This is a genomic window from Weissella sp. LMG 11983 (genome assembly GCF_025908495.1).
Classification (GTDB): Bacteria; Bacillota; Bacilli; order Lactobacillales; family Lactobacillaceae; genus Weissella; species Weissella fermenti.
Map to the genome: position 1 here is coordinate 1,138,349 of NZ_JAOZFD010000001.1, position 26,652 is coordinate 1,165,000.

15 protein-coding genes, 1 rRNA gene and 3 pseudogenes are annotated in these 26,652 nt (G+C 46.8%); all 19 read left to right on the forward strand.

What is annotated here, in order from left to right:
- Positions 1-161: 161 nt before the first annotated feature.
- On the forward strand, positions 162-2,057 hold the full coding sequence (gene glgB / locus OIT45_RS05950; RefSeq protein WP_199404551.1) for a 1,4-alpha-glucan branching protein GlgB: 1,896 nt from the start codon (positions 162-164) through the stop codon (positions 2,055-2,057).
- Complete coding sequence (locus OIT45_RS05955) at positions 2,047-3,210, forward strand: glucose-1-phosphate adenylyltransferase (RefSeq protein WP_135798582.1); 1,164 nt, start codon at positions 2,047-2,049, stop codon at positions 3,208-3,210. The genes glgB and OIT45_RS05955 overlap by 11 nt, the downstream gene beginning before the upstream one ends.
- Positions 3,203-4,327 carry a glucose-1-phosphate adenylyltransferase subunit GlgD gene (glgD, locus tag OIT45_RS05960; protein ID WP_264329993.1) on the forward strand — a complete coding sequence of 375 codons (1,125 nt, stop codon included), beginning with the start codon at positions 3,203-3,205 and terminating at the stop codon, positions 4,325-4,327. The genes OIT45_RS05955 and glgD overlap by 8 nt, the downstream gene beginning before the upstream one ends.
- Positions 4,327-5,755: pseudogene (gene glgA / locus OIT45_RS05965) on the forward strand (glycogen synthase GlgA). Before glgD ends, glgA begins: the two are co-directional and overlap by 1 nt.
- A gap of 19 nt (positions 5,756-5,774) precedes the next feature.
- Positions 5,775-8,186 carry a glycogen/starch/alpha-glucan phosphorylase gene (locus OIT45_RS05970; protein WP_264339917.1) on the forward strand — a complete coding sequence of 804 codons (2,412 nt, stop codon included), beginning with the start codon at positions 5,775-5,777 and terminating at the stop codon, positions 8,184-8,186.
- 12 nt (positions 8,187-8,198) lie between these two features.
- Positions 8,199-9,218 carry an alpha-amylase family glycosyl hydrolase gene (locus tag OIT45_RS05975; protein WP_264339918.1) on the forward strand — a complete coding sequence of 340 codons (1,020 nt, stop codon included), beginning with the start codon at positions 8,199-8,201 and terminating at the stop codon, positions 9,216-9,218.
- The gene (locus tag OIT45_RS05980) at positions 9,170-9,880 is read left to right on the forward strand and encodes an alpha-amylase family glycosyl hydrolase (protein WP_264339919.1); all 711 of its coding nucleotides are present in this window, start codon (positions 9,170-9,172) and stop codon (positions 9,878-9,880) included. Before OIT45_RS05975 ends, OIT45_RS05980 begins: the two co-directional genes overlap by 49 nt.
- A 748-nt stretch (positions 9,881-10,628) precedes the next feature.
- Positions 10,629-11,438 (forward strand): TraX family protein, encoded by an 810-nt coding sequence (locus tag OIT45_RS05985; protein ID WP_199404548.1) that lies wholly within the window; start codon positions 10,629-10,631, stop codon positions 11,436-11,438.
- Between the two features lie 112 nt (positions 11,439-11,550).
- A pseudogene (gene pth / locus OIT45_RS05990) lies at positions 11,551-12,116 on the forward strand (aminoacyl-tRNA hydrolase).
- 10 nt (positions 12,117-12,126) lie between these two features.
- A pseudogene (gene mfd, locus OIT45_RS05995) lies at positions 12,127-15,638 on the forward strand (transcription-repair coupling factor).
- Positions 15,631-17,220, forward strand: a complete 1,590-nt coding sequence (locus tag OIT45_RS06000) for a polysaccharide biosynthesis protein (RefSeq protein ID WP_242458284.1) — start codon at positions 15,631-15,633, stop codon at positions 17,218-17,220. Before mfd ends, OIT45_RS06000 begins: the two are co-directional and overlap by 8 nt.
- Complete coding sequence (locus OIT45_RS06005; RefSeq protein ID WP_135520868.1) at positions 17,220-17,498, forward strand: RNA-binding S4 domain-containing protein; 279 nt, start codon at positions 17,220-17,222, stop codon at positions 17,496-17,498. Before OIT45_RS06000 ends, OIT45_RS06005 begins: the two co-directional genes overlap by 1 nt.
- Before the next feature lie 236 nt (positions 17,499-17,734).
- On the forward strand, positions 17,735-18,109 hold the full coding sequence (locus OIT45_RS06010) for an FtsB family cell division protein (RefSeq protein WP_135798573.1): 375 nt from the start codon (positions 17,735-17,737) through the stop codon (positions 18,107-18,109).
- A 95-nt stretch (positions 18,110-18,204) separates the two neighbouring features.
- Positions 18,205-19,182 (forward strand): tRNA lysidine(34) synthetase TilS, encoded by a 978-nt coding sequence (tilS, locus tag OIT45_RS06015; protein ID WP_199404546.1) that lies wholly within the window; start codon positions 18,205-18,207, stop codon positions 19,180-19,182.
- Positions 19,183-19,289: 107 nt separating this feature from the next.
- Positions 19,290-19,886, forward strand: coding sequence for a hypoxanthine phosphoribosyltransferase (gene hpt, locus OIT45_RS06020; protein ID WP_242458283.1), 597 nt, complete (start codon positions 19,290-19,292; stop codon positions 19,884-19,886).
- Positions 19,887-19,951: 65 nt separating this feature from the next.
- Positions 19,952-22,012, forward strand: a complete 2,061-nt coding sequence (gene ftsH, locus OIT45_RS06025) for an ATP-dependent zinc metalloprotease FtsH (RefSeq protein ID WP_199404545.1) — start codon at positions 19,952-19,954, stop codon at positions 22,010-22,012.
- 105 nt (positions 22,013-22,117) lie between these two features.
- On the forward strand, positions 22,118-23,011 hold the full coding sequence (hslO, locus tag OIT45_RS06030) for an Hsp33 family molecular chaperone HslO (protein ID WP_056973759.1): 894 nt from the start codon (positions 22,118-22,120) through the stop codon (positions 23,009-23,011).
- A gap of 103 nt (positions 23,012-23,114) precedes the next feature.
- Positions 23,115-24,599, forward strand: a complete 1,485-nt coding sequence (gene lysS, locus OIT45_RS06035) for a lysine--tRNA ligase (protein WP_413743288.1) — start codon at positions 23,115-23,117, stop codon at positions 24,597-24,599.
- 391 nt (positions 24,600-24,990) lie between these two features.
- Positions 24,991-26,565: ribosomal RNA gene (locus OIT45_RS06040) — 16S ribosomal RNA — on the forward strand.
- The last annotated feature ends 87 nt before the right edge of the window (positions 26,566-26,652 follow it).

A 26,652-nucleotide genomic window follows, 5' to 3' on the forward strand; every position in this document is an offset into this window, starting at 1 on the left:
AAAACTTTGCTCAAAAAATAACAAATTCGACGATTGTCCGAGCGGAAGTGTGAAAAAACAACATATTTTCTCAGATATGGATTTCATATCTCTAGCATATGATTAAAAGACAATCTCTGAAACGAACAGTTTTTCAGAGAAAAGAAAGAGGGACCATGATTATGCTGAAACCACATGTACTGAACGAAAGTTTACAAGCTGCATACTTGTTCAATACTGGTCAGTCATATCGCGCAGATAAATTTTTGGGGGTGACGCGCAACGGACAGGAATTAACATTCCGTGTTTGGGCGCCACACGCCGAAGAAATTCACTTAGTGTCGGGACACTGTGATTGGGCGATTCACGACGACTTTGCTATGACCCCGTTAGAGGAGACGGGTGTTTGGGAAGTTACGACTGACGTATTGGATGAAGGTGACTATTACAAATACGCCATTAAGACGCGTGATGGTGAAGTGTTGCTACGCACAGATCCATTCGCTCATGAATACGAAAAGAAGCCAGGAGTTGCAGCGATTGTAAACACGGATTCATACAAGTGGCACGATGGCTTATATCGTGGTCGTCAAGGTCGACGCGACAAGTTGAACCAACCGGTCAATATCTACGAAATGCACATGAAATCATGGCGTCGGCACATGGATGGATCATATATGTCATACCGCGAACTTGCGGATCAAGTGATTCCATACGTCAAGGAGATGGGCTACACCCACATTGAGATGTTGCCGATTACGGAACACTTGTTGGATATGTCATGGGGTTATCAAACTTACGGCTTCTTCGCGGCGACGTCACGAATGGGTCGCTTGCAGGATTTGCAATATTTCGTTGATGAAGCGCACAAAGCCAATATCGGTGTGATTTTGGACTTTGTGCCTGGGCATTTTATAAAGAACTATGACGCGCTATATCGCTTTGATGGTACGCCAACGTTTGAGTCTGGTGACCGCACGATTGCTGAAAATGTGCGTTGGGGAACTTGGAACTTTGACTTGGGTAAATCGCAAGTGCAAAGCTTCTTGATTTCAGCCGCTTTGTTCTGGTTGGAGGATGTCCACTTTGATGGTCTTCGCGTGGACGGTGTCTCAAACATCATTTACATCAACCAGGACGCTGGTAAGGAAGACTGGCGCAACGAAGATGGTACAGCTTATGACTATGCTGGCATTGCATTCTTGCAAAAGCTAAATGCGATTATTCATAATCGCGTACCAGCTGCATTGATGTTCGCTGAAGAAGCCACGGCCTACCCTGGGGTGACGTCACCTGACGGGTTGGGCTTTGACTTCAAGTGGAACATGGGCTGGATGCATGACACACTTGATTTCTTTGAACTGGATTACCTTTATCGACCAGGTGCATTTAACAACTTAACGTTTAGCTTCATGTATACGTTTGATGAGCAATTTACGTTGCCGCTATCACACGATGAAGTTGTTCACGGTAAGAAGAGTTTGATGCACAAGATGTTCGGTGACCGTTACAACCAATTCGCGAACCTCCGCACAATGATGGTTTGGATGATGATGCATCCAGGCAAGAAGTTGCGCTTCATGGGTAGTGAATGGGGCCAATTCTTGGAATGGCGTGATGAAGAACCGTTGGAGTGGCGCGACCTAGAAGACGGGTTAAACCGTAGCATGCAACACTTAACGGCGGAACTGAATAAGTTGTATCGTGACCAACACGCTTTGTGGGAGCAAGATTTTGTACCTGAAGGGGTTGATTTCTCACAAACTGACGAAGGGTATCGTGGCACCATGGCGTTTATGCGTCGCGGGAAGAAGGCCAGTGACACACTTATCATGGCGATGAATACATTGCCAGTGCAAAAAAAAGACTACCGCGTTATCGTGCCTAAGGCCGGTAAGTACGAGGTGCTCTTGAATACGGAAAATAGTGACTTCGGTGGTACTTGGAAACACATTCCAACAGAGCATGAAGCCTACTTGGCTGGTGACCATTATGAAATTTCGGTCATCTTGCCAGCGACTGGGGCATTGATTATTAAGCAAAAGAAGCAAACACGGGGAAAGAAAAATGAAGGATAAAGTAACGGCTTTGATCCTCGCAGGGGGACAAGGAACACGACTAGGCAAGTTGACGAAGAACTTGGCTAAGCCAGCAGTGCCATTCGGCGGACGCTACCGCATTATTGACTTTACGTTGAGTAACTTGGCGAACTCAAACGTGACATCAGTTGGTGTAATCACACAATACGAACCATACGAATTGAACCAACACATTGGGAACGGCTCAGACTGGGGGCTAAATGTGATGGATGGTGGCGTATCGATTTTGCAACCATACTCAGACGGTGAAGGAAACAAGTTCTTCGAGGGAACGGCCCACGCGATTTACCAAAACATTGGTTACATTGATCGCCAAGACCCTGAATACGTGATGATTTTGTCAGGTGACCACATCTACAAGATGGATTACACGGACATGATTGACGCACACAAGGAGACGGGAGCTGATTTGACGGTGTCAGTTATGCCAGTGCCAATGGACGAAGCATCACGTTTCGGTATCATGAACACGGATAACGACAACAAGATTGTGGAATTTGAAGAAAAGCCAGCTAACCCAAAGTCTAACTTGGCTTCAATGGGAATTTACGTCTTCAACTGGAAGAAGCTACGCGAGTACTTGGTAGAGGGGTATGAGCAAGGCGAGGATATGGTCGACTTTGGTAAGAACGTTATTCCGGCCTACTTGGCAAACGATGAGAAGGTTTACGCCTTTGCTTTCCGTAACTACTGGCGCGACGTTGGGACGATTCAATCATTGTGGCAAGCAAACATGGAGTTGTTGGAACGCGACAATGAGTTGAATTTGTCAGACCGCGCTTGGCGTATCTACTCGCACAGCACGAACCAAAACCCAATGTACGTAGCCCAAGAAGCTCAAATTCACGATAGTTTAATGGTGGATGCCGTGTACGTTGCGGGGCGTGTCTCACACAGCTTGATTTCAACTGGTGTGACGGTGGAAGACCATGCCGTGGTTGATCACAGTGTGATTATGCCAGGAGCGAAGATTGGCGCAGGCGCAGCTGTGTCATACGCAATCGTTGGTGAAGGTGCTGTGGTGGCGCCGGGCGCCGTGATTGTTGGTACGCCGGACGATATCGCAGTTGTTGGTTGCGATGAATATTATGCAGAGACGCAAGTAAATGAGGGGGTATTGTCGAATGCGTAATCAATTAAGTGTCATTCTCGATTTGAATGAAGCGCACTGCCACACTTTGGGGCAATTGACGGTTGATCGTCCATTGGGAAGCGTGCCATTCGGTGGCAAGTTCCGATTGGTTGATTTTCCGCTATCAGCTGCAAGTAACGCTGGGGTCACAAAGACAATGATGGCTATGCCAGACCGTTGCCAATCAATTTTGGACCACGTTCGTACGGGTCGTGAATGGCAAATGGATCGCTTGGGCGGTGGTTTATTTATGACATTTCAGTCAGATCGTGGTTTATTAAAGGACATCCGTCGCTTTATTAATCATGCTAAGACACCATACACGGCCATCTTGGGAACGTCAGAAGTGGCGAACTTGGACTTGAAGGCGATTGTGGCGAACCACGAAGAGCAAGCACAACCAGTTACGGTTGTTGCGCGTTGGATGGACGTCGCTGATTTGGTGCCTGGTATGCAAGTGTTGACGTTGACTGATGAGGGATTGGCTCGCAACCTTGAACCAGCCGAAAATGTGCGTCGTTCATCTGCAGAGCAAGTGTTGGTCTATTTGCAAGCAAGCATTGTTGATTTAAACATTTTGCAAGTTGCTGCTGATCGTGAAATTGAACATGCGACGGGTAAGAATGTCCAAGGTTTGACGCGTCAATTGATGAGCGACTTTGGTGCTAACGTGGTTGTGCACGAAGGTGTACATTTGCCAGTGCATGATGTGAAGAGTTACTTCGAAGCAAACAAAGCATTGTTGGATTTTGACAACTACCGTAGTTTGTTGATGGAACGTCCAGTGCACACGAAGTCAAAGAACGAAGCACCAGCACACTTCATGCCATCAGCGGAAGTGCACCGTTCATTGTTTGGAACAGGTGGGACGTTCGCTGGATCTGTTTCAGATTCAGTTGTCTTCCGAACGGTTGAAGTGGCAGAAGATGCAAAGGTACGCCACTCAGTTGTTTTGCAAGGTGGCAAGATTGGTGCCGGAGCTGATTTGTCATATGTCATCATGGACAAGGATGCCGTAATTGAGCCTGGTGTTGTGTTGCATGGTACGCCGGAAATGCCAATTATTGTTGGTAAGGAAGCGGTTGTGCGTGCAGCCAAGAAGCAGGTGACTGTCTAATGAAAGTACTGTTTGCTGCAAGTGAAGTAGTGCCGTTTTACAAAACGGGAGGCCTCGGGGATGTGGCCGGGCTTTGCCTAATGCGCTAAATGCGCAAGGTGAAGATGTGCGTGTGGTTGCGCCTTACTACCATGAAATTTTTCCAGAAAAGTACCGCGACCAGTTGATGGATTTGCGTTGGTTCACGGTCTGGATTAACAACCACGAGGAATATGCTGGCGTGAAGACGATGCGCTTGAACGGTGTTATCTATTACTTCATCGATAACAAATCATATTTCTCAGGCAAAAAGCTTTATGAACACTGGAATGACGGTGAACGTTTTGCCTTTTTCCAACTTGCCGTTATTGAAATGATGCAAGAAATCGATTTTATTCCGGATGTCTTGCACGCCAATGACTGGCACACAGCAATGATTCCAGCCTTGTTGAAGACGCGTTATGCCTGGCAACAACCGCTACAACAAATCAAGACATTGTTGACGATTTCACAACATGCAATTCCAAGGTGCTTATGCGCCAGAAACGTTGCAAACGTTCTTCGATTTGGATTGGAATTTGTACGCGAGTGGTGAGGCTCGTTTTGGGGATGGTAGCAATTGGTTGAAGACGGCGATGGTCTTTGCTGACCGTATCAACACAGTTAGTCCAACGTATGCCGAAGAGATTAAGACACCTGAATTTGGTGAGCACCTTGATCCAATTTTGCGCATGTACGAAGGCAAGCTATCAGGGATCGTAAACGGGGTTGATACAGAACGTTACAACCCAGCCACTGATCCAGATTTGCCATTTAATTATGATGCAACTGATATGAGTGGTAAGGAAAAAGACAAGCACGCGTTGCAAGACGAATTTGGTTTGCCACACGCAGCTGGTCCTTTGATGGTGATGGTGTCACGTTTGACGCCACAAAAGGGTGTGCATTTGCTAGCTGAAGCATTGCCATATTTCTTGGCAACGCACGACGCGCAAGTTGTTATTTTAGGAACAGGGATTCGAACTGGAAGGCCAGTTGACGAACTTGGCAGCGCACTACCCAGATCAATTACGTGTCATCATTGATTTTGATGTGCATTTGGCTCAACGCATGTATGCGGCAGCGGATATGTTCCTAATGCCAAGTGCATTTGAGCCATGTGGTATTTCACAAATGATGGCGCAATTGTATGGCACGTTGCCATTGGTACACGAGGTTGGTGGCTTGTGTGACACAGTGGTGCCGTATAACGAGGTTTCAGGAGAGGGAACCGGATTCGGGTTCAAGCAATTTGATGCTAGCACCCTTGGTTGGATGATGGATTACGCGCAACAAACGTTCTTGAACAAGCCAGAAGCATGGCGTAGTTTGCAAGAACAAGCGATGGCAGTTGATGTGTCTTGGACACAATCAGCCAACGCCTATCGCGAACTCTATGAACAACTATAAAGATTATTGAGGTGAGTGTATGCAACAAAGCGATAAGGTAACTATGCTGAAAGACAGTTTTCTAGCCGAATTGGAGGGGACTTTCGCAGTCAGTTTGGCAGATGCCACGGACTTGCAACGCTATCAATCTTTGGCCACGGTGGCCAAGAAGTTGATTGCTAGCAAGTGGCGTCTTACGAAGGAAAACTACCGTGACACCGGCGCAAAGCAGGTGTACTACTTCTCGATTGAATTTTTGCCAGGTCGCTATTTGCGTGCGAACCTGCTGAACCTAGGTTTGTTGACGGAAGCAGAAGAAGTGATGCAAGACTTGGGTGTTGATTTCAACGCCTTGTTGGAAGCGGAAGTTGATCAAGGTTTGGGTAATGGTGGTTTGGGCCGTTTGGCGTCAGACTTTATGGATGCCATGCCAAGTATCGAGCTTGCTGGAAATGGAAATGGTATTCGTTACCGTTACGGTTTGTTCCGCCAAGCCTTTGTGAATGGCTACCAAGTGGAATATCCAGATGATTGGTTGAAGAACGACAACATTTGGGAAGTTCGCCAAGACAGTGAAGCACAAGTCGTGCACTACGGCGGTAGCGTTTACATGGCTGAAACGCCAGATGGATTGCGTCCGGTATACCAAGGCGGTGTTGATGTTTTGGCGGTGCCTTATGATACGGGGATGAGTGGGGCCAACAATGATGTCGTTAACACACTTCGTCTATGGTCTGCTGAGGTGCCAGAAGGTGTGCAAGTTTCGGTTTCTGAACGCAGCGTTCTGGAAAGTATTTCAGGCGAATTGTATCCTGATGACTCAAATGAAGAAGGTCGTCGCTTGCGTTTGCGCCAAGAGTACTTCTTTAGTTCAGCCGGTGTGCAAAACATCATTAAGCACCATTTGGCAGACGGGTATTCACTACACTCATTGCCATTCCAAGTAGCCATCCACATTAACGACACCCACCCAACGGTTGTGATTCCAGAGATGATGCGTATCTTGTTGGATGAACATGGCTTGAGTTGGGAAGAAGCATGGGGCATCACGACACGTACGGTTAGTTACACGAACCACACGTTGTTGGCTGAAGCATTGGAGCGTTGGTCACAAGGCCTCTTCCAAGCTGAATTGCCACGCTTGTTTCAATTGATTCAAGAAATTGATCGTCGTCACCGCTTGGCAGTTGCTAGCGAACACGGGGAAGATTTCGCTTGGCGCACGTCACCATTGCAAGACGGTCAAGTTCACATGGCCCGCTTGGCAGCGATTGGGTCACATGCCATTAACGGTGTGGCACCATTGCACAGTGAGTTGTTGAAGGACAAGGTGTTGCATGATTTCTACACGTTGTGGCCTGAAAAGTTCTCAAACAAGACGAATGGTATTACGCACCGTCGTTACATGCATGCAGCCAACGAATCTTTGTCAGCCTTGATTGATACAAAGATTGGCGAGAGTTGGCGTTCGTTACCAAAGGACATTACTAAGTTGAATAAGTTTGCCAAGGATGAAGAATTCTTGTCAGCGTTGCAAGATGTGAAGCACGAGAACAAGGTGCGTTTGGCCGAGTGGGTTAAGCGCAACATGGGCTTGGAGTTGAACACGGATGCCATATTTGATGTGCAAATCAAGCGTTTGCACGCCTACAAGCGTCAATTGCTCCACTTGCTTGGTATTCTGACGGATTACTTGGCGTTGAAGCATGACAAGAATGCTTATGTAGCGCCACGTGTCCACATCTTTGCCGCAAAGGCAGCGCCGTCATATTACTATGCAAAGCAAATCATTAAGGTGATTAATGAGGTTGCTAACATGGTCAACAACGATGCAGCGGTTAATCAAAAGATGCAAGTTGTCTTTATTCCAAATTATGGGGTATCACTTGCTGAATTGATTATTCCGGCAGCTGATGTGTCTGAACAGATTTCAACAGCTGGTAAGGAAGCATCTGGAACATCAAACATGAAGTTGATGGCCAATGGTGCCTTGCAATTGGCAACGATGGACGGGGCTAACATTGAAATTATTCGCGCAGCTGGTGAAGAAAATGCCTACGCTTTCGGTATGGATACAGATACGGTTTACTCACACTATGAGAAGCACGATTATTCTGCCCAAGGTATTTATGACAACAACCCAGTTTTGCACCGTGTCTTGGATGCATTGATTGATGGTACGATTCCAAATATCGAAGAAGAAGGCCGTGCGGTGTTTGATTTATTGATTCGTGATAACGACGAGTACTTTGTATTGGGTGACTACGCCTCATACGTTGCGACGCAAACACGTTTGGGTCAAGATTACCAAAACAAGACGGCTTGGACGCGTAAGGCGTTGGCAAATATTGCAGCAAGTGGTGAGTTCTCAGCTGACTACACAGTTGCTGAGTATGCTGATGAAATTTGGAATATTCCACACAAGGCGCTCGCACAACAAGAAAGCAAGTAAGGTGTGACCACGATGGAGTTTGATTCATTTTTGGTCGCAAACCGCGATCCGTTTGGCGCAGTTATTGTTGGCGAAACCATTACGTTGCATGCGCAAGGTCATGCTGAAGAAGTGCGTCTGCGTGTCTATGATGATGAAACTGGCAAGGTCACTTGGTACGATTTGCATGAAGAAGATGAGGACAATTGGGTTGTTGAAATTTCAGCAGCTCATGCCGGTTTGCTCTACTATCGTTTCGAAGTAATTGATGGCTATAACCAGTACTGGTTAGCGGCGCAAGGAAATAACTTGGGCGGCGCGGCTGAAGTTTACGGTATGCATCACGCATCAATTCCTGACTTCCAAATTACGGTGATGGCCGAACTGGAAGAGTTGCCTGAATGGTATCAGGAGGCGCGCTTCTATCACATCTTCGTTGATCGTTTTAATAACGGCAACAAGGATATGCACGTCAACAATCCGAAGCCGAACTCGTTTATTTACGCAAATAAGCGTGATACGCCATTTTATGTGCGTGACAAGCAAGGTGAGATTGCCCGATGGGAATTCTTTGGCGGTAATTTCCAAGGGATTGCAGAAAAGCTAGATTACATCCTGGAATTGGGATGTAACGCTATTTATCTGAGCCCGATTTTTGAAGCTAATTCAAATCACCGTTATGATACGTCAGACTATCTGGCGCTAGATCCTATCTTAGGTGACGAAGATGATTTCAAGTTTTTGTTAGATGAAGCACACAAGCGTGGCATGCACATTATTTTAGATGGTGTGTTTAACCACGTTGGACAATACTCGCGTTACTTCAACAAAGACGGTCACTTCAAGGAGCCGGGTGCTTATCAAGGGCCATCATCAAAGTATTATCACTGGTTTGATTTCACGGATTTCCCGGATGAGTATAACTCATGGTGGGGTGTGAAGGATTTACCAGTGATTAATAAAAGTGAAGCCAGTTACCGTAAGTTTATTTATGGTGACGAGGATTGGTCATTAACCACTGGAATAAATTTGGTGTCGATGGTTGGCGTTTAGACGTGGCCGATGAGCTACCAGATGATTTCATTGCCGGCATTCGTGATCAGATGAATAAAGAACAAGTACTGATTGGAGAAGTTTGGGAAGACGCATCGAACAAAGTTGCGTACGACCAACGCCGTCAATACTTGCTTGGCGGTGGTTTGCAAGCAACCATGCACTATCCTTTGCGAAACCTGATTCTTGACTTCATGCTCGAAGAAATCGACGCGCGTGTCTTTACGACCGTTTTGATGACTTTGGAGTCTAACTACCCAAAGAATGCCTTTTTTGGGGCGTTCACGAACATGGGAACGCACGACACAAAGCGTTTGTTCACTGAAATGGGTGAGGACGAAGAAAAGTTGAAGCGTGCTTTGGAATTGTGGTTAACGATGCCTGGTGTGCCGTGTGTTTACTACGGTGACGAGATGGGGATGACGGGTGGTAAGGATCCGGAAAACCGTGGTTACTTCCCTTGGGATGAGCCACGCGGTGAAATTTTCAATAAGTTCCAACGTTTGCTACAATCACGACCAACGTGGTGGCAATCAGCGGATTGGTTTGAATGCCACGCCATTGATTCAGATACACTCATTTACGCCTTCCACAAGGACGGGCAACACGAAATGATGCAATTTAGTCGCAAGACTGGGTTAGCTATTATTAAGCAACAATAATTAGAAGAGGTGCGACGTTTTGAGCGTTGCATCTCTTTTTTGGTGTTTGTGCGTAGTGTCGTGCTAGCGCACGAGCAAATGCCTGGAGTAACTCTCTCCGACAAAGATTTGAGCTGGGACACGCCCTGCCACGAGCACCGCGTGTTGCTCCCTTGCCGGTCGCATCGGCCAAACTGGAAACTTGGATTTTTGGCCGATAGACACGCGGCGGTCGGGCAGGGCTTCTCTGTCCCAGCTCAAATCGCTCCGAGAGTTACCCCAGGCATTTGCAGCAGCCGAGAATTACTTGTCTGTCTGAGAGTTACATCCACGGTTAAATTGATAGGGTCAGCTATCTTTCATTGAATGAACCTGGGATGACTAACAAAACTAATAGAGAATATCTTGGTTGCTGGCATGGTGGGTGGTTGGACTGGTGGTGCGGAGATCCTGCGATATTAGCCGGTGACCAAGCAAGGAAAGGGGCACCAGTTATCACTTAGCAGCAGTGGATTTCGAGCCGACAGGCGATGGAACACGCTGAGGCTTAGTGAGAACGGGACCCCGTTGCCACCAGCTTATATTGCAGGACGGAGCACCGCCAGGCCGACCGCCCACCATGCCTCGTCACGCCAGTGGCGACACAAACAACTAAACATATTTTGGAAAATTTCTATTTAACGTAAAAAATAAACAAGCCTAAAACCTAGTCACCACGTACTATATAATGTATAGTATTGTTCAAATAAAGGTATACGGAGAGATTGTGATGCTTGATAAGTTACAAGAGAAGTATGGGTTGACGAGTTTTACACTTAAAATGATTGGAATGGTGTTGATGGTCGCTGACCACACGCACGAGATGTTTAGTTATGTTGGTGCACCAGATTGGTTGAATATGTTGGGACGTATTGTAGCGCCAATCTTCTTGTTCTTGGCAGCGGAAGGGTTCCACTACACGCACAGTCGTGTTGGGTATTTGCGTAATCTGTTGATTGGCTTCTGGATTACCAATGTGATGATTATGGTCTTGCAACAAGTTTTGCCAAATGATCACGTGGTGATGATTAATTCAATTTTCGGAACGCTGTTCTTGACGATTATCGCTATGTGGACTTGGGATAGTTTGAAGCACCCTAAGCAAGAACCTAAGCGCTTTGCATGGGGATTGTTGGGCTTGGCTTTCTTGGTGTTTGGACCAGTTTTGGCGTTATCATTATTGAACGTCGCATCAGCAAGCCAAAACATGTTTTTGATTATCTTGAGTTCAAGTGTTATCCCAACTGCGTTGACAGTTGAAGGTGGTATTGGTTGGATTTTACTTGGACTAGTGTTCCATATTTTCCGCGATAAGCGTTGGATTGGCTTGACGATTTTCGTCATCTTTAGCTTGTTCTTGTTGTGGCAATCAGCCATGCACGGCTTTAGCGATTACCAATGGATGATGATTTTTGCCACACCTTTGCTTGCGTTGTACAACGGTAAGCAAGGTCGTAAAGACAAGTGGTTCTTCTACATCTTTTACCCAACGCACATTGCTGTTTTGTACATTATCTCAACAGTATTTTTTGCCCACTAATCCGGGAAATAGGGTAAAATATTAGTATTAATAAGGCATTAACAGGGTAGGGTCATCGCGGCTCTGCCCCTTTCGTGCGTTTAACGCGCGTTTCAAATAGGAGATGATACTGATGAAGATGATTGTTGGTTTGGGAAATATTGGTAAGGAATACGACCGTACGCGTCACAACATTGGCTTTATGACAGTTGATGCGTTGGCAGATAAGTACAGTGCATCATTCAAGCAAGATGGCGCACACAATGCATTTGTAGCTGATGTGCGTATTGATGGCGAGAAGGTTTTGTTGGTGAAGCCAACGACTTACATGAATGATTAGGTCGTGCGGTTCGTCCGTTGATGGATTACTACGATTTGGACATCGCCGACTTGTTGGTTGTACAAGATGATATGGACATGGAGCTTGGTCGTTTGCGCTTGCGTCAAAAGGGTTCAGCCGGTGGTCACAATGGAATTAAGAGCATTGCGCAACACTTGGATACGCAAGCTTTCAATCGTTTGAAGTTTGGTATCGGACACCCTGCTCACGTACAAAAGGCCGTTGTGGACTTTGTCTTGGGCAAGTTTGGTAAGGATGAAGAGCCTGAGATGCTTGGTGGTATTGATAAGTCACTCGACATCTTTGAGGCGTTCGCATCTGGGGCTGACATGCCAACATTGATGAACAAGTTTAACTAAGAGGTACAGCATGGAAATTACAGGTCTACTTCAGCAAGATGCTGAGTTTCAACAACTCGCATCAGGGCTGAAAAAAGGTGGCCGTCATTTGATGACCGGGATTTCCGGCACCGCGCGCACGGTGTATTTGGCGGCATTACAACAAGAAACCCAACGGCCAATGGTCGTGGTTGGCGACAGTCAGTTTCACGCAGATCAATTAGCTGAAGATTTGGCCGCCATGTTGGGTGATGAACACGTCGCGGTTTTCCCAGCTGAGGAAACGTTATCTGCAGAAGTGGCCGTGACATCATTGGATACGCGATTGGCGCGTGTGCAAGCGTTGCACCTATTGCTAACAGATCCGCAGGCAGTCGTTGTAACCGGCGTTGCGGGTGTCATGCGATACTTGCCACCAGTTAAGGCGTTTGCGGATGCTGCGATTACGCTTGATTTCGACCATGATTATGAATTGGCTGAGCTACAGGCGAAGTTGGTTCAGATGGGCTATCAGCGCAACGGTTCAGTTGAACAACCAGGTGAATTTGCTGTGCGTGGTTCAATTGTTGATATTTATCCGTTGGATGCTGACAATCCGGTGCGTTTGGACTTCTTTGATACGGCATTGGATTCACTGCGTAGCTTTGACGCGGAAACGCAACGTAGTTTGGAAAATTTGGACAGCATCACAATTTTGCCCGCAACAGATTTGGTAATTGACGCAGATGATTTGGCAACAGCCACGACGAATTTGGAAGTTGCAATGACCGAAGCCCGTGACAAGTTGGACGGCGCTGATAAGCGTCATTTGACTGAAGCGATGAGTCCGTTGTTGTCGATGATGAGCCAAGGTGGTTTGCTACCAGAAATTCGTCAATATTTGCATATTCTTTATCCAGATGCGGTGAGTTTGTTAGATTATTTGCCAGCTGATGGTATTGCAGTGTTCGATGATTACCCACGTGCATTGGAAAATGCGGATCAAATCACGTTGGACAACCACAATTGGTGGACCGATGAGATGGCTGAGCAACGTGTTTTGCCAGATCCTGATTTGGGCTGGCAACTGGCTGATTTGGCGCGTGATGTGCAACAAGCTAGTTTGGTGTTCTCACCATTGCAACGTGGAATTGGGCAATTGCGTCAGACAAGTTTGACGAATTTGACGGTCCGTCCAGCACAACAGTTCTTTGGTCAAATGCCAATGTTGAAGAGTGAAGTGGCGCGCGGCAGAAGTCAGGCGAGACGATTATCTTTTTGACGAATACAACCGAGCGACAAGCTAAGTTGGTGCAAACGTTGGCTGATTTTGGGATCAAAATCAATGAGGTGGCGCCGGATGCTTTGGCGCCCGGCCGAACCCAAGTGACGACCATGCCACTGAGTGCTGGTTTTGAATTGCCGGCGCAAAAGTTGATTGTGTTGACGGAACGTGAATTGTTCCAGCAAGTTCGCAAGAAGGCTCCGAAGCGCCAAACGCTATCAAACGCGGAACGTATTAAGAGCTATAACGAACTAAAGCCCGGTGACTATGTGGTTCACGTGAACCACGGTGTCGGTGTCTATGAAGGCATGCAGACAATTGAAAACCGTGGCGTTAAGCAAGACTACATCACGATTGCGTACCAAAAGGATGCGAAGATTTTCATTCCAGTCACGCAATTGGATTTGGTGCAAAAGTATGTTGGCGCGGCTGAGAAGGCCCCTAAGATTAATAAGTTGGGTGGCACGGAATGGCAGAAGGCGAAGGCCAAGGTAGCCAAGAAGGTTGAAGACATTGCGGATGAATTGCTCCAACTATATGCCGAGCGTGAATTGAAGCAAGGTTATGCCTTCGCACCCGATGATGATGTCATTCGGGCCTTTGAAGATGCTTTCCCATACCCTGAAACGCCTGATCAAATTCGCTCAACGAAGGAAATCAAGGCTGATATGGAAAAGTCACGGCCAATGGACCGTTTGTTGGTCGGGGATGTTGGCTTTGGTAAAACAGAAGTCGCTTTGCGTGCAGCCTTTAAGGCGGTGCACGATGGTAAGCAAGTTGCGATGTTGGTGCCAACGACGATTTTGGCCCAACAACACTACGAATCAATGTTGAGTCGTTTTGATGGATTTGGTGTTAACGTGGCCATCATGTCACGTTTCCAAACAAAGAAACAAATGGACGAAACGAAGGAAGGGTTGAAGAATCACACCATTGATGTGGTCGTCGGCACCCACCGAATTTTGTCTAAGGATATCGAGTTTGGTGATTTAGGACTCTTGATTATCGATGAGGAACAGCGCTTCGGTGTGAAGCACAAGGAACGTTTGAAGGCGTTGCAAACGAACGTCGATGTTTTGACGCTAACGGCCACGCCAATCCCACGTACTTTGAACATGGCGATGGTTGGTGTCCGTGATTTGTCTGTCATTGAGACGCCACCTGCAAATCGTTATCCAATTCAAACGTATGTGATGGAGCAAAATGGTCGTGTGACGGCGAGTGCGATTGAACGAGAAATGGCACGTGGCGGTCAAACATATTATCTCCACAACCGTGTGGAAGATATCGAACAAGTCACGGCGATGATTGAGTCGTTGGTACCGGATGCACGGGTTGGCTATATCCACGGTCAAATGACTGAGGCGCAAATGGAAGGGATTCTGGTTGATTTTATTAACCGTGAATACGACGTACTGGTGACGACGACCATTATCGAAACAGGTGTGGATATTCCAAATGCTAATACGCTATTTGTTGAAAACGCCGATCACATGGGCTTGGCACAACTTTATCAGTTGCGTGGCCGTGTCGGTCGTTCAAACAATATTGCCTATGCCTACTTCACCTATCCAGGAACCCGTTCGTTGAACGAAGAAAGTGAAAAGCGTTTGACGGCCATTCGTGATTTCACAGAGTTGGGTTCGGGCTTTAAGATTGCAATGCGGGATTTGTCGATTCGTGGTGCAGGTGACCTGCTGGGTCAATCACAACACGGCTTCATTAACGCAGTTGGATATGATTTGTACACGCAAATGTTGAATGAAGCAGTTGCCGAAAAGCAAGGTAAGCGTAAGCAAACGTTCGATGCCGAACTTGATGTTCAAGTTGAAGCGTACTTGCCGGCTGACTATGTGGCGGATGGCCCACAAAAGATAGATTTGTATCAACGTATTCGTAAGGCTAAGACATCAGCTGAGTTCGAAGAAATTGAAGATGATTTGTTGGATCGCTTTGGTGAATTGCCAGAAGCTGCGCAGCGTTTGTTGTTGGTTGGACGTCTTAAGGCGGCAGCTGACCGCGTTGGTATTGCAACAATTCGTCGTGACTTCAAGCGTCAAAACATTTTGGTTGTGACGTTCGATGCCCGTTCAAAGTTTACGGCGCAACAATTTACCCAAGCGTTGGCACTGGCCAAGGTACGCGGTCAGGTGGTTGTGCCGGATCCAGTTAAGGCTGAAGTGCCAATTCAACCAAACCAAACGGCTGAAGAATGGCTAACTGGTTTGTTGACGGTATTTAACACGCTAGCTCCTGAAGAAGGAGTTGCTGATGCCTAAAACAAGTCAGAATTTGATGGCTGGCGCCGGTGTTTTGGCGGTGTCAGGCTTAATTGCTAAGGTGCTGAGTGCAGTGTATCGCGTGCCGTTCCAAAACCTAGTTGGTAATACTGGTTTCTACGTTTATCAGCAAGTCTATCCAATCTACGGTATTGGCATGGTGCTTGCCTTGAGTGGCTGGCCGTTGTTTATTTCAAAAATCATCACGGAACAACCGGATGAAATGCATCAACAACTGGTGGCACGCCGTTTGTTCTGGTCGTTAGTGGGTATTAGCGCCGTACTATTCACGGTTGTGTACGGTGGCGCGGCACCGTTGTCATTGTTGATGGGTGGCGATTTGAAATTGTACCCAGTTGTGTGCGCGGTCGCTTGGATGTTTTGGTTTATGCCATTTTTGGCGATTGGTCGTGGCTATGCGCAAGGCCAATTGAATATGGTGCCTACTGCGATGTCGCAAGTCATTGAACAAATTGTACGCGTGGCGATTATTATTGGTGTTGCTTGGTGGGGTGTACATACTAGCTGGTCCGTGTATCGGATTGGTGAATGGGCAACTTTTGGGGCGACGATTGCTGGATTGGCCGCAACATTATTTCTAGCGACGTCACTTCGTCGCATTTGGTCGTTACCAATTGATGAGACGGTTAAGCAGTCGAAAGCATTAAGCTGGCGTCACTTGTTCGGCCGTTTGTGGCGTGAAGGCGGGTTGATAGCGATGCTAGCGGCTTTGCTGGTTTTGCTACAGTTGGTCGATTCGTTCTCAACGAAGTTATTGTTGCAAGACGCCGGGTTAACGGCGCACCAAGCTGAATTCACCAAAGGAGTCTATGATCGTGGCCAACCGTTAGTTCAGTTGGGGATGGTCTTGGCGACTGGACTCGGGACATCGTTGTTGCCTGCGCTACGTCAGCACGTGATTCGACATGATGAACAAGCATTGCGGAATGATTTCCAATTGACGATGCGCCTTTCTATTTTGCTTTCGGGTGTGGCAACGGTCGGTTTGGTAGCCATTATGCCATCAGTTAATCAATTGTTGTTTGGTTCACCGGCAGGTAGTGACGCACTGGCGCTGTTCACGATTAGCATCGTGCCAGCGACATTGATTGTTGTCTCAACCAGCGTTTTGCAGAGCTTTGATAAGACGCGAGGCTTAGGATGGTTTGTCTTATTAACCATGCTAGTGAAAGCGGGTCTTAACATCTGGTTGGTACCAATTTTAGGTATCGCCGGTGCGTCGTTGGCAACGGTTGGTGCATTGCTGCCATTCTTAATATTTACGCTCACTCGCTTGCCTAAAAGTCTGTGGATAAGTTGGGTGCCAAAGAAATGGTGGGGGAAATTGGTTGCAATTTTGCTCGCAGTTGGCATTTTGGCCCGTCTTGCGTATATACTAGGGCATAGCTTATTTGGTGCAACACGCCTGGCCAGTGTTTTAACGACAGTTGTCGGTGTAGGCGTTGGCGCCATCGCCTTTGTTTTAATGTTGTGGTGGACAGCGCTACTAGAAGAAGCAGAGTGGGACGCCTTGCCTAAGGGACGCCAAATTTATCAGTTTATAAATCGAGGAAGAAAATAATGCGTTTGGATAAGTATTTGAAGGTTTCACGTATCATTAAGCGCCGTACGGTTGCTAAGGAAATCGCGGATCAAGGTCGTATCGATATCAACGGCAAGACAGCGAAGTCTTCTAATGATGTTAAGACAGGTGATGAGTTGACGATTCGCTTCGGAAACAAGACATCGGTCCTTAAGGTTGAGAGCACGGCTGAAGTTGTTCGTAAGGAACAAGCAGAACACATGTACAGCATCGTGTCAGAATCATACGAACAAGATTTCAGTAACGACGAAAATTAAGTAAGACGAAAAGACGCCCTAAATAGGGCGTCTTTTTTTAGGAAATGTTGTAAAAATGTGGTGAAAGGCGCTTGTGGATAACTATCCGTTAGGTTTTGATACGAAAAAGTTAAGGAAAGGTAATCCTGCTTAAGATTATCCGGTGTCTACTGTACAGTAAGAGCATGGGAGAATTGGTTAATGGTGTAGGTCTATATTAGAGTGTCCGCTCAAATTATCTCGGGGAGGTCAGCGGAATGATGGCAGTTAACAAACAATCAAATATCACGCCGCTGAACGCCAAGAGCGCCAACCAATTAAATCTTGAAGAGCGCAAGATGCGTTACAGTCAAGTTGTGCACTTGCGCCGACGCGTTGTACTAGTTGCAGTGATGGTAGTTGTCACGATTTTTGCAATGGTCAACTACCATACGCAGTACGTAAAGTATGAGACGGCTGCTAAGAGCCTTGAGACAGCAAAGTCAAACCTTGATAAGGCCAACAAGACCAATGCGAACCTCAAACAAGAAGTAAAAGACTTGGGCGATAATTCATATTTGGAAAAGCTGATTCGTGAAAAGTACATGTACAGCAAAGACGGTGAAGTTGTCTTCAACTTGCCGGGTGAATAATAATCAACGAATAAAGACAATCGGGCAACTGATTGTCTTTTTATTTTTCGATTAGCGATATAATAATGGCAAGTATTAAATAACGGGAGAGAATCATGCAAGATAAAGTTGTACGTGCTAATTTAACGCGAATGATTCGGGAAGAAGGCTTATTTGATAACCGCGACCATGTGTTGGTAGCTGTTTCAGGTGGTCAGGATTCACTGCATGTCTTGCGTTGGTTAACGGATGGCTCGCTACCGGCGGATATCCAACCGACGGTGAGCGCGGCGTACATCAATCATCAATTGCGTACGGACGCGGACGCGGAACAAGGGCTAGTCGAACGGGTATTTGCGCAAACACCTAATTTGGCCAGTGCGACAATTCGCCAGCTTGCGTGGGACGTGGTACCAACGACAGGGGTTGAAGAGTTAGCACGTGAAAAGCGTTACGAGGCGTTGATTGCCATCGCGCGTGAAGTTGGTGCGAATGCGATTGTTACGGCCCACCATAAGGGTGATCAGGTTGAAACGATTTTGTATAAGCTGGCGCGTGGTAGTCGTTTGACACAGTTGGTGGGGATGGCTAAAAAGCAACAGCTGCAAGGCGACATCAACTTGATTCGTCCGGTACTGCAACTGGATAAGGAAATGCTCGGGCAACTAGTCAACGAACCGTTAACTGAGTGGGTTGAAGATTACACGAACGTGGATGAAACGTTCGCGCGCAATCGCATGCGACATACTGTTGTGCCAGCGTTGGAAGATATCAATGAACAAACCAAGGACCACGTGATTGCGTTCGCTGATCAACTTGCGGCATTACAGAAACTGGCGAGTGGGTCGATTAATGTGCACGTGAAGGCTTTGGAAGACGGCCGGTTAGATTGGCGCGTTGATGACGCCGTTTTGTTGCTGGTTTTGCAGACGTGGTTAACTAAAAAACACGTCTTCGCTGTAAAAGATAGTCAGTTAACACAGGCGATTCAGTTGATGCGCAATCCGAATGTTAACCGAGGTTTCATTGACCTTGGGAATGGCTTGCAGTTGGAACGTTTCGAAAACTACTTATTGCTTTCACGAAAAGATTAAAGCGTTCACATTTCTTTTATGTGTAGCACTAAACATTTACTGTTAAACATGGTATTCTTAATGCTATGTAACGATAGGGGAATTAAGATTTAGGAGATTGAAAAGACATGAACCATTGGGACATGAATAACGATATCGAGCGCGTGCTTTATAGCGAAGCCGATATTGCCGAAGCAGCAGAGCGTGTTGGTAAGCAACTAGCTGCCGATTACGAAGGACGTACACCAATCATTTTGTCAGTTTTGAAGGGTGCCGTACTTTGGACGGTCGATGTTATGCGTCACATGCAATACGCTGAAGTTGAATTTATCGACGTTTCTAGTTATAACGGTGGCGTTGCTTCATCAGGTGAAGTGCAAATGGTCACTGATTTGCAAACTGATATTTCAGGCCGCGATATCATCATTATGGAAGACATCGTGGACACTGGTCGCTCATTGAAGTTTATGATCGACTTGTTGATGGAACGTGGTGCAAAGTCAGTTAAGGTTGCCAGCTTACTTGATAAGAAGGAAGGTCGCGTTGTTGAAGCGACGGTTGATTACATCGGCTTTGATGTTCCAAAGGCGTTCGTAGTTGGGTACGGCTTGGATTACAAGCAACTGTACCGTAACTTGCCATATGTTGGTGTCTTGAAGCGTGAAGTTTATGATCCTGCCCACGCGGACAAGGTTGATACGATCAACATCACGCCTGAGCACTAATTTCTGTCTCGGAAACATAATAATGATGCAACGAAGGTAGTAGTAACTATCTGTAGGAGGAATAGATGAAGAATCAACGAAACGGCAATTTTGTCCGGAATAGTTTGTTCTACGTAATCGTAGTCCTCGGTATTATGGGTTTGATTTACTGGGTAGCCGGTCCTTCTCAAACGACTAGTACGAAGACTATCTCTACGTCGACATTCATGACGGAATTGCGCGACAAGAAGATTAAAACCATCACGATTCAACCTGGCGCGGGTGTTTACGACGTTAAGGGTGAGTATCGTAAGGCACAAACGGATAAGAGTTCAAAGGATGATTCTCTTGTCTCACTTGTTGGTGGTGCTTCAAATAAGGTGACAGGATTCGAAACCCAAGTCATTAGCAACGATCCAATTATGGAGAGTTTGCAAAAGGCTGCGGATAAGACGAAGACTGAAATCACAACAAAGCCAGAAGCTTCAAACTTCTGGGGTAACATGGCCATTTCATTCTTGCCAATCTTGTTGTTGGTCGGTGTGTTCTACTTGATGATGGGTGGCATGAGCCAAGGCGGACAAGGCGGTCGTGGTAACATGATGGGCTTTGGCAAGTCAAAGGCTAAGCCAGCTGATCCTTCAGAGAACAAGGTTCGCTTTGCGGACGTTGCTGGTGCTGAAGAAGAAAAGCAAGAATTGGTCGAAGTTGTTGAGTTCTTGAAGGATCCTAAGAAGTTCTTGAAGTTGGGTGCACGTATCCCATCTGGTGTTCTTCTTGAGGGACCTCCAGGAACAGGTAAGACATTGTTGGCCCGTGCCGTTGCCGGTGAAGCTGGCGTACCATTCTTCTCAATCTCAGGTTCTGACTTTGTGGAGATGTTTGTCGGTGTCGGTGCCAGCCGTGTCCGTGATTTGTTTGATAACGCAAAGAAGGCTGCCCCATCAATCATCTTTATCGATGAAATTGATGCGGTTGGTCGCCAACGTGGTGCCGGCATGGGCGGTGGTCACGATGAGCGTGAGCAAACGTTGAACCAAATGTTGGTTGAAATGGACGGTTTCTCAGGTAGTGAAGGTGTCATTGTGATGGCCGCTACTAACCGTTCAGATGTCTTGGACCCAGCTTTGCTTCGTCCAGGTCGTTTCGACCGTAAGATTTTGGTTGGTCGTCCTGACGTTAAGGGTCGTGAGGCAATCTTGCAAGTCCACGCTAAGAACAAGCCATTGGCTGATGACGTGGACTTGAAGGAAATTGCCAAGCAAACACCTGGTTTCGTCGGAGCCGACTTGGAAAACTTGTTGAACGAAGCGGCATTGTTGGCTGCTCGTCAAAACCACGATACGATTTACGCTAAGGACGTGGATGAAGCTGAGGACCGTGTTATCGCGGGACCAGCCAAGAAGGACCGTGTTGTTTCTGCTAAGGAACGCGAAACGGTTGCTTACCACGAAGCTGGTCACGCTATCGTTGGTTTGGTATTGAATGAAGCGCGTGTTGTCCACAAGGTAACGATTGTGCCACGTGGACGCGCCGGCGGATATGCAATCATGTTGCCACGTGAAGACCAAATGTTGATGAACAAGACGGACGCCATGGACCAAATCGCTGGTTTGATGGGTGGACGTGCGGCCGAAGAAATTATCTTCGACCAACAATCATCAGGTGCCTCAAACGACTTTGAGCAAGCAACTAACATTGCCCGCTCAATGGTTACGGAATATGGTATGTCAGACAAGCTTGGTATGGTACAACTTGAGAACGGTGGTCAACCATTCTTGGGTCGTTCATACGGTGAGTCGGCTGCCTACTCTGATGAGACAGCTCGTTTGATCGACGAAGAAGTTCGTCGTATTACGACCGAAGGTTACAACAAGGCACACGAAATCATCGAAGAGTACAAGGACAAGCACGAAGCAATTGCGAAGGCTTTGTTGGAGTACGAGACGTTGGATGAGAAGCAAATCTTGAGCTTGTTCGAAACTGGTAAGATGCCAGAGACGACCAAGGTTGAAAAGAATGTTGAAACGCCAATGTCATATGATGAAGCTAAGGAAGCTGCCAACAGTAAGTTGACGGCCGACGAGGATGCACAACCAGCCGTTAAGGTTGAAGTTTTGCAACCACGCAAGCTTGATCAAGAATAATGAACGTTAGAGACGTGAATGAGTAATCGTTCACGTCTCTTTTCTATATGGTGAATGTGTTAAACTGGTAGACAGAAATATACGAAAAATAAGAGGCATGAAAAGATGACAGATACACTTGTACGTGCGGTGACGACTGACGGAAACTTCCGTGCGATTGCCATCGACGCAACGGAAATGATGCGTGAAGTTGCAACGTTCCACGAAGCATCGCAATTGGGTACGACGGTTCTTGGTCGTGCATTGTTGGGTTCTTTGATGGTTTCAAACGCTGTCTTGAAGGGTGAAGAACGCTTGGCAGTTGTCATGGACGGTAACGGCCCAGTGGGTAAGATTGTTGTTGAAGCGTCAGCACAAGGTGAGGTGCGCGGTTACGTGACCAACCCAACTGTTGAATTGCCATTGACGGCAATGGGCCAACAAGATGTTGCCGGTGCTGTTGGTAACAACGGATTCTTGTCAGTGACCAAGGACTTCGGTGAAGGTGAGCCATTTACGGGTCAAGTGCAATTGGTAACTGGTGAAATTGGGGATGATTTGACTTACTACATGGCTAAGTCAGAACAAATTCCTTCTGCCGTTGCGGTTTCAGTTTTGGTTGATCCTGATGGTACAGTTGCAGCCGCTGGTGGGTTCATGATTTCAGCATTGCCAGATGCAGCTGATGAGGATATTACGGCTTTGGAAGAGAAGTTGGCCCATGTGCCAGCTATCTCATCACAATTGCTTGAAGGTCACGCGCCAATGGATTTGTTGGCTAACTTGTTTGGTAAGGATAACGTTAAGCAATTGACAACGACGGAAGTTTCTCTTTACCCTGAAATTTCAAAGCGCGAATATGAGCGCATGTTGGCTACTTTGCCCATGAAGGATTTGCAAGAAATGTTGGATGAAGATCACGGTGTCGAAGTGGTTGATCGCTTTACAGGTAAGAAGATTCAATTCGATGAGGCAGAGTTGGCAGGTATTATTGCAGCTAAGGATGCTGAAGGATTGTAATTTTGGGCGAGGCACTTGCAAAAAGTGGCCAATATTGGCAAACTAATAAGTATCTGTGGTAGAAATACCAACACAAATTATTGAAAGAAAAAGAGGCAACATAATGGCTGACCAAGAAGTGTCATTGAATGACCAAATGATCGCACGCCGTGACAAGATGGCTGAAATGCGCGAAGCTGGTATGGATCCATTCGGACACCGCTTTGAGCGTTCACACACGGCTGCAGAATTGCACGAGTTGTATGACAACGCAACTGCAGAAGATTTGGAAGAGCAAGCAATCGAAGTAACAATCGCTGGTCGTATGATGACGAAGCGTCGTTCAGGAAAGATTAGCTTTGCGGATATTAAGGACCGTTCAGGACGTGTCCAAGTCTTTGTGCAAAAGCCAGTTGTTGGTGAAGAGCAATACGAGTTGTTGAAGAAGGCCGACTTGGGAGACATCCTAGGGTTCACTGGTACGGTTATGAAGACGCGTGCTGGAGAATTGTCAATCAACGTGACGTCAATTACACACTTGTCAAAGGCTTTGCGTCCATTGCCAGACAAGTACCACGGTTTGACTGACGTGGAGACGAAGTACCGTCAACGTTACTTGGACTTGATTGCTAACGACGATTTATTCGATCGCTTTGTTAAGCGTTCAAAGATCATTACGGCCGTTCGTCGCTACTTGGATGGCGAAGGCTTTATTGAAGTTGAAACGCCAATGCTTCAAAACGAAGCTGGTGGTGCATCAGCTCGTCCGTTCATTACGCACCACAACGCTTTGGATATTGACTTGTACATGCGTATCGCATTGGAGTTGCACTTGAAGCGTTTGATCGTTGGTGGCATGGAGCGTGTTTACGAAATTGGTCGTGTCTTCCGTAATGAAGGAATGGACCCTAAGCACAACCCAGAATTCACAGTTATCGAAACGTATGCTGCTTACTGGAACTTTGAAGATGTCATGGTAGAGACTGAGAACATCATCAAGGCTGCTGCAGCTGCTGTTACTGATGACTTGAAGATTACGTACCAAGGTCACGATATCGACTTGTCAAAGCCATTTGCTCGTAAGCACATGGTTGATTTGATTAAGGAAGAGACTGGCGTTGACTTCTGGCAACCAATGACGTTGGAAGAAGCACGTGCTATCGCTGACGAAAAGGGTGTTAAGTATGAACAATACTGGGGTGTTGGTCACATCATCAACGAGTTCTTCGAGACGTTTGTTGAGGATACGTTGATCCAACCTACATTTGTTTACGGACACCCAGTGGATGTATCACCATTGGCCAAGAAGAACGAAGAAGACGACCGCTTTACGGATCGCTTCGAATTGTTCATCGTCGGTGCTGAATATGGTAATGCCTTTACTGAATTGAACGACCCAATTGACCAACGCGAGCGTTTTGAAGCCCAAGCTGCAGAACGTGCCGCTGGTAACGATGAGGCGGAAGGTATTGACGAAGACTTTATCGAGGCTTTGGAATACGGTATGCCACCTACTGGTGGATTGGGAATCGGAATCGATCGTTTGGTTATGTTGTTGACTGATACGGATACGATTCGTGACGTTTTGTTGTTCCCAACGATGCGTTAATAACGATTAAAATTAAGGAGCGATGCCTAGATTTGGGCATTGCTCTTTTTTGTACAAATTAAATGCAACAAAGTTTGAAGAAAGTGTTGACAATTGGTAACCGTATCTGTAATATAGATTAAGTTGTTACGGGGTACGAGTTATCCGTGTGACACGCTTCAAAAAAATTATCTTTAAATAAGTTGTTGACATTCGTTTCATCAACTGTTAAGATGTATAAGTTGTCTGATGAGGCAACGACGTAGGTCATTGAAAACTGAATATCGTTTCGATGAAACAAATGTGTAGGGTCATCAAGCTAGTTCTTGATGCAAAAACATTTGCGAAGTCAATTCGCTAGTAAATTCGTTTAACTTCTGTTAAACAACAAAATTGAGTTATACTCAAACTTCAAATTGAGAGTTTGATCCTGGCTCAGGATGAACGCTGGCGGCGTGCCTAATACATGCAAGTCGAACGCTTTGTGGTTCAACTGATTTGAAGAGCTTGCTCAGATATGACGATGGACATTGCAAAGAGTGGCGAACGGGTGAGTAACACGTGGGAAACCTACCTCTTAGCAGGGGATAACATTTGGAAACAGATGCTAATACCGTATAACAATGACAACCGCATGGTTGTTATTTGAAAGATGGTTCTGCTATCACTAAGAGATGGTCCCGCGGTGCATTAGCTAGTTGGTAAGGTAATGGCTTACCAAGGCGATGATGCATAGCCGAGTTGAGAGACTGATCGGCCACAATGGGACTGAGACACGGCCCATACTCCTACGGGAGGCAGCAGTAGGGAATCTTCCACAATGGGCGAAAGCCTGATGGAGCAACGCCGCGTGTGTGATGAAGGGTTTCGGCTCGTAAAACACTGTTGTAAGAGAAGAATGACATTGAGAGTAACTGTTCAATGTGTGACGGTATCTTACCAGAAAGGAATGGCTAAATACGTGCCAGCAGCCGCGGTAATACGTATGTTCCAAGCGTTATCCGGATTTATTGGGCGTAAAGCGAGCGCAGACGGTTATTTAAGTCTGAAGTGAAAGCCCTCAGCTCAACTGAGGAATTGCTTTGGAAACTGGATGACTTGAGTGCAGTAGAGGAAAGTGGAACTCCATGTGTAGCGGTGAAATGCGTAGATATATGGAAGAACACCAGTGGCGAAGGCGGCTTTCTGGACTGTAACTGACGTTGAGGCTCGAAAGTGTGGGTAGCAAACAGGATTAGATACCCTGGTAGTCCACACCGTAAACGATGAGTGCTAGGTGTTTGAGGGTTTCCGCCCTTAAGTGCCGCAGCTAACGCATTAAGCACTCCGCCTGGGGAGTACGACCGCAAGGTTGAAACTCAAAGGAATTGACGGGGACCCGCACAAGCGGTGGAGCATGTGGTTTAATTCGAAGCAACGCGAAGAACCTTACCAGGTCTTGACATCCCTTGACAACTCCAGAGATGGAGCGTTCCCTTCGGGGACAAGGTGACAGGTGGTGCATGGTTGTCGTCAGCTCGTGTCGTGAGATGTTGGGTTAAGTCCCGCAACGAGCGCAACCCTTATTACTAGTTGCCAGCATTCAGTTGGGCACTCTAGTGAGACTGCCGGTGACAAACCGGAGGAAGGTGGGGATGACGTCAAATCATCATGCCCCTTATGACCTGGGCTACACACGTGCTACAATGGCGTATACAACGAGTTGCCAACCCGCGAGGGTGAGCTAATCTCTTAAAGTACGTCTCTTCGGATTGTAGGCTGCAACTCGCCTACATGAAGTCGGAATCGCTAGTAATCGCGGATCAGCACGCCGCGGTGAATACGTTCCCGGGTCTTGTACACACCGCCCGTCACACCATGAGAGTTTGTAACACCCAAAGCCGGTGGGGTAACCTTCGGGAGCCAGCCGTCTAAGGTGGGACAGATGATTAGGGTGAAGTCGTAACAAGGTAGCCGTAGGAGAACCTGCGGCTGGATCACCTCCTTTCTAAGGAAAATCGGAAACCTACACATTCATTGAAACGATATTCAGTTTTGAGTGATTTACACTCAAACAAGACAGAGAGTCGAATCT

Coding starts and splice junctions, on each gene's coding strand:
- glgB (WP_199404551.1), top strand. CDS start 162: ATGCTGAAACCACATGTACTGAACGAAAGTTTACAAGCTGCATACTTG.
- OIT45_RS05955 (WP_135798582.1), top strand. CDS start 2,047: ATGAAGGATAAAGTAACGGCTTTGATCCTCGCAGGGGGACAAGGAACA.
- glgD (WP_264329993.1), top strand. CDS start 3,203: ATGCGTAATCAATTAAGTGTCATTCTCGATTTGAATGAAGCGCACTGC.
- OIT45_RS05970 (WP_264339917.1), top strand. CDS start 5,775: ATGCAACAAAGCGATAAGGTAACTATGCTGAAAGACAGTTTTCTAGCC.
- OIT45_RS05975 (WP_264339918.1), top strand. CDS start 8,199: ATGGAGTTTGATTCATTTTTGGTCGCAAACCGCGATCCGTTTGGCGCA.
- OIT45_RS05985 (WP_199404548.1), top strand. CDS start 10,629: ATGCTTGATAAGTTACAAGAGAAGTATGGGTTGACGAGTTTTACACTT.
- OIT45_RS06000 (WP_242458284.1), top strand. CDS start 15,631: ATGCCTAAAACAAGTCAGAATTTGATGGCTGGCGCCGGTGTTTTGGCG.
- OIT45_RS06005 (WP_135520868.1), top strand. CDS start 17,220: ATGCGTTTGGATAAGTATTTGAAGGTTTCACGTATCATTAAGCGCCGT.
- OIT45_RS06010 (WP_135798573.1), top strand. CDS start 17,735: ATGATGGCAGTTAACAAACAATCAAATATCACGCCGCTGAACGCCAAG.
- tilS (WP_199404546.1), top strand. CDS start 18,205: ATGCAAGATAAAGTTGTACGTGCTAATTTAACGCGAATGATTCGGGAA.
- hpt (WP_242458283.1), top strand. CDS start 19,290: ATGAACCATTGGGACATGAATAACGATATCGAGCGCGTGCTTTATAGC.
- ftsH (WP_199404545.1), top strand. CDS start 19,952: ATGAAGAATCAACGAAACGGCAATTTTGTCCGGAATAGTTTGTTCTAC.
- hslO (WP_056973759.1), top strand. CDS start 22,118: ATGACAGATACACTTGTACGTGCGGTGACGACTGACGGAAACTTCCGT.
- lysS (WP_413743288.1), top strand. CDS start 23,115: ATGGCTGACCAAGAAGTGTCATTGAATGACCAAATGATCGCACGCCGT.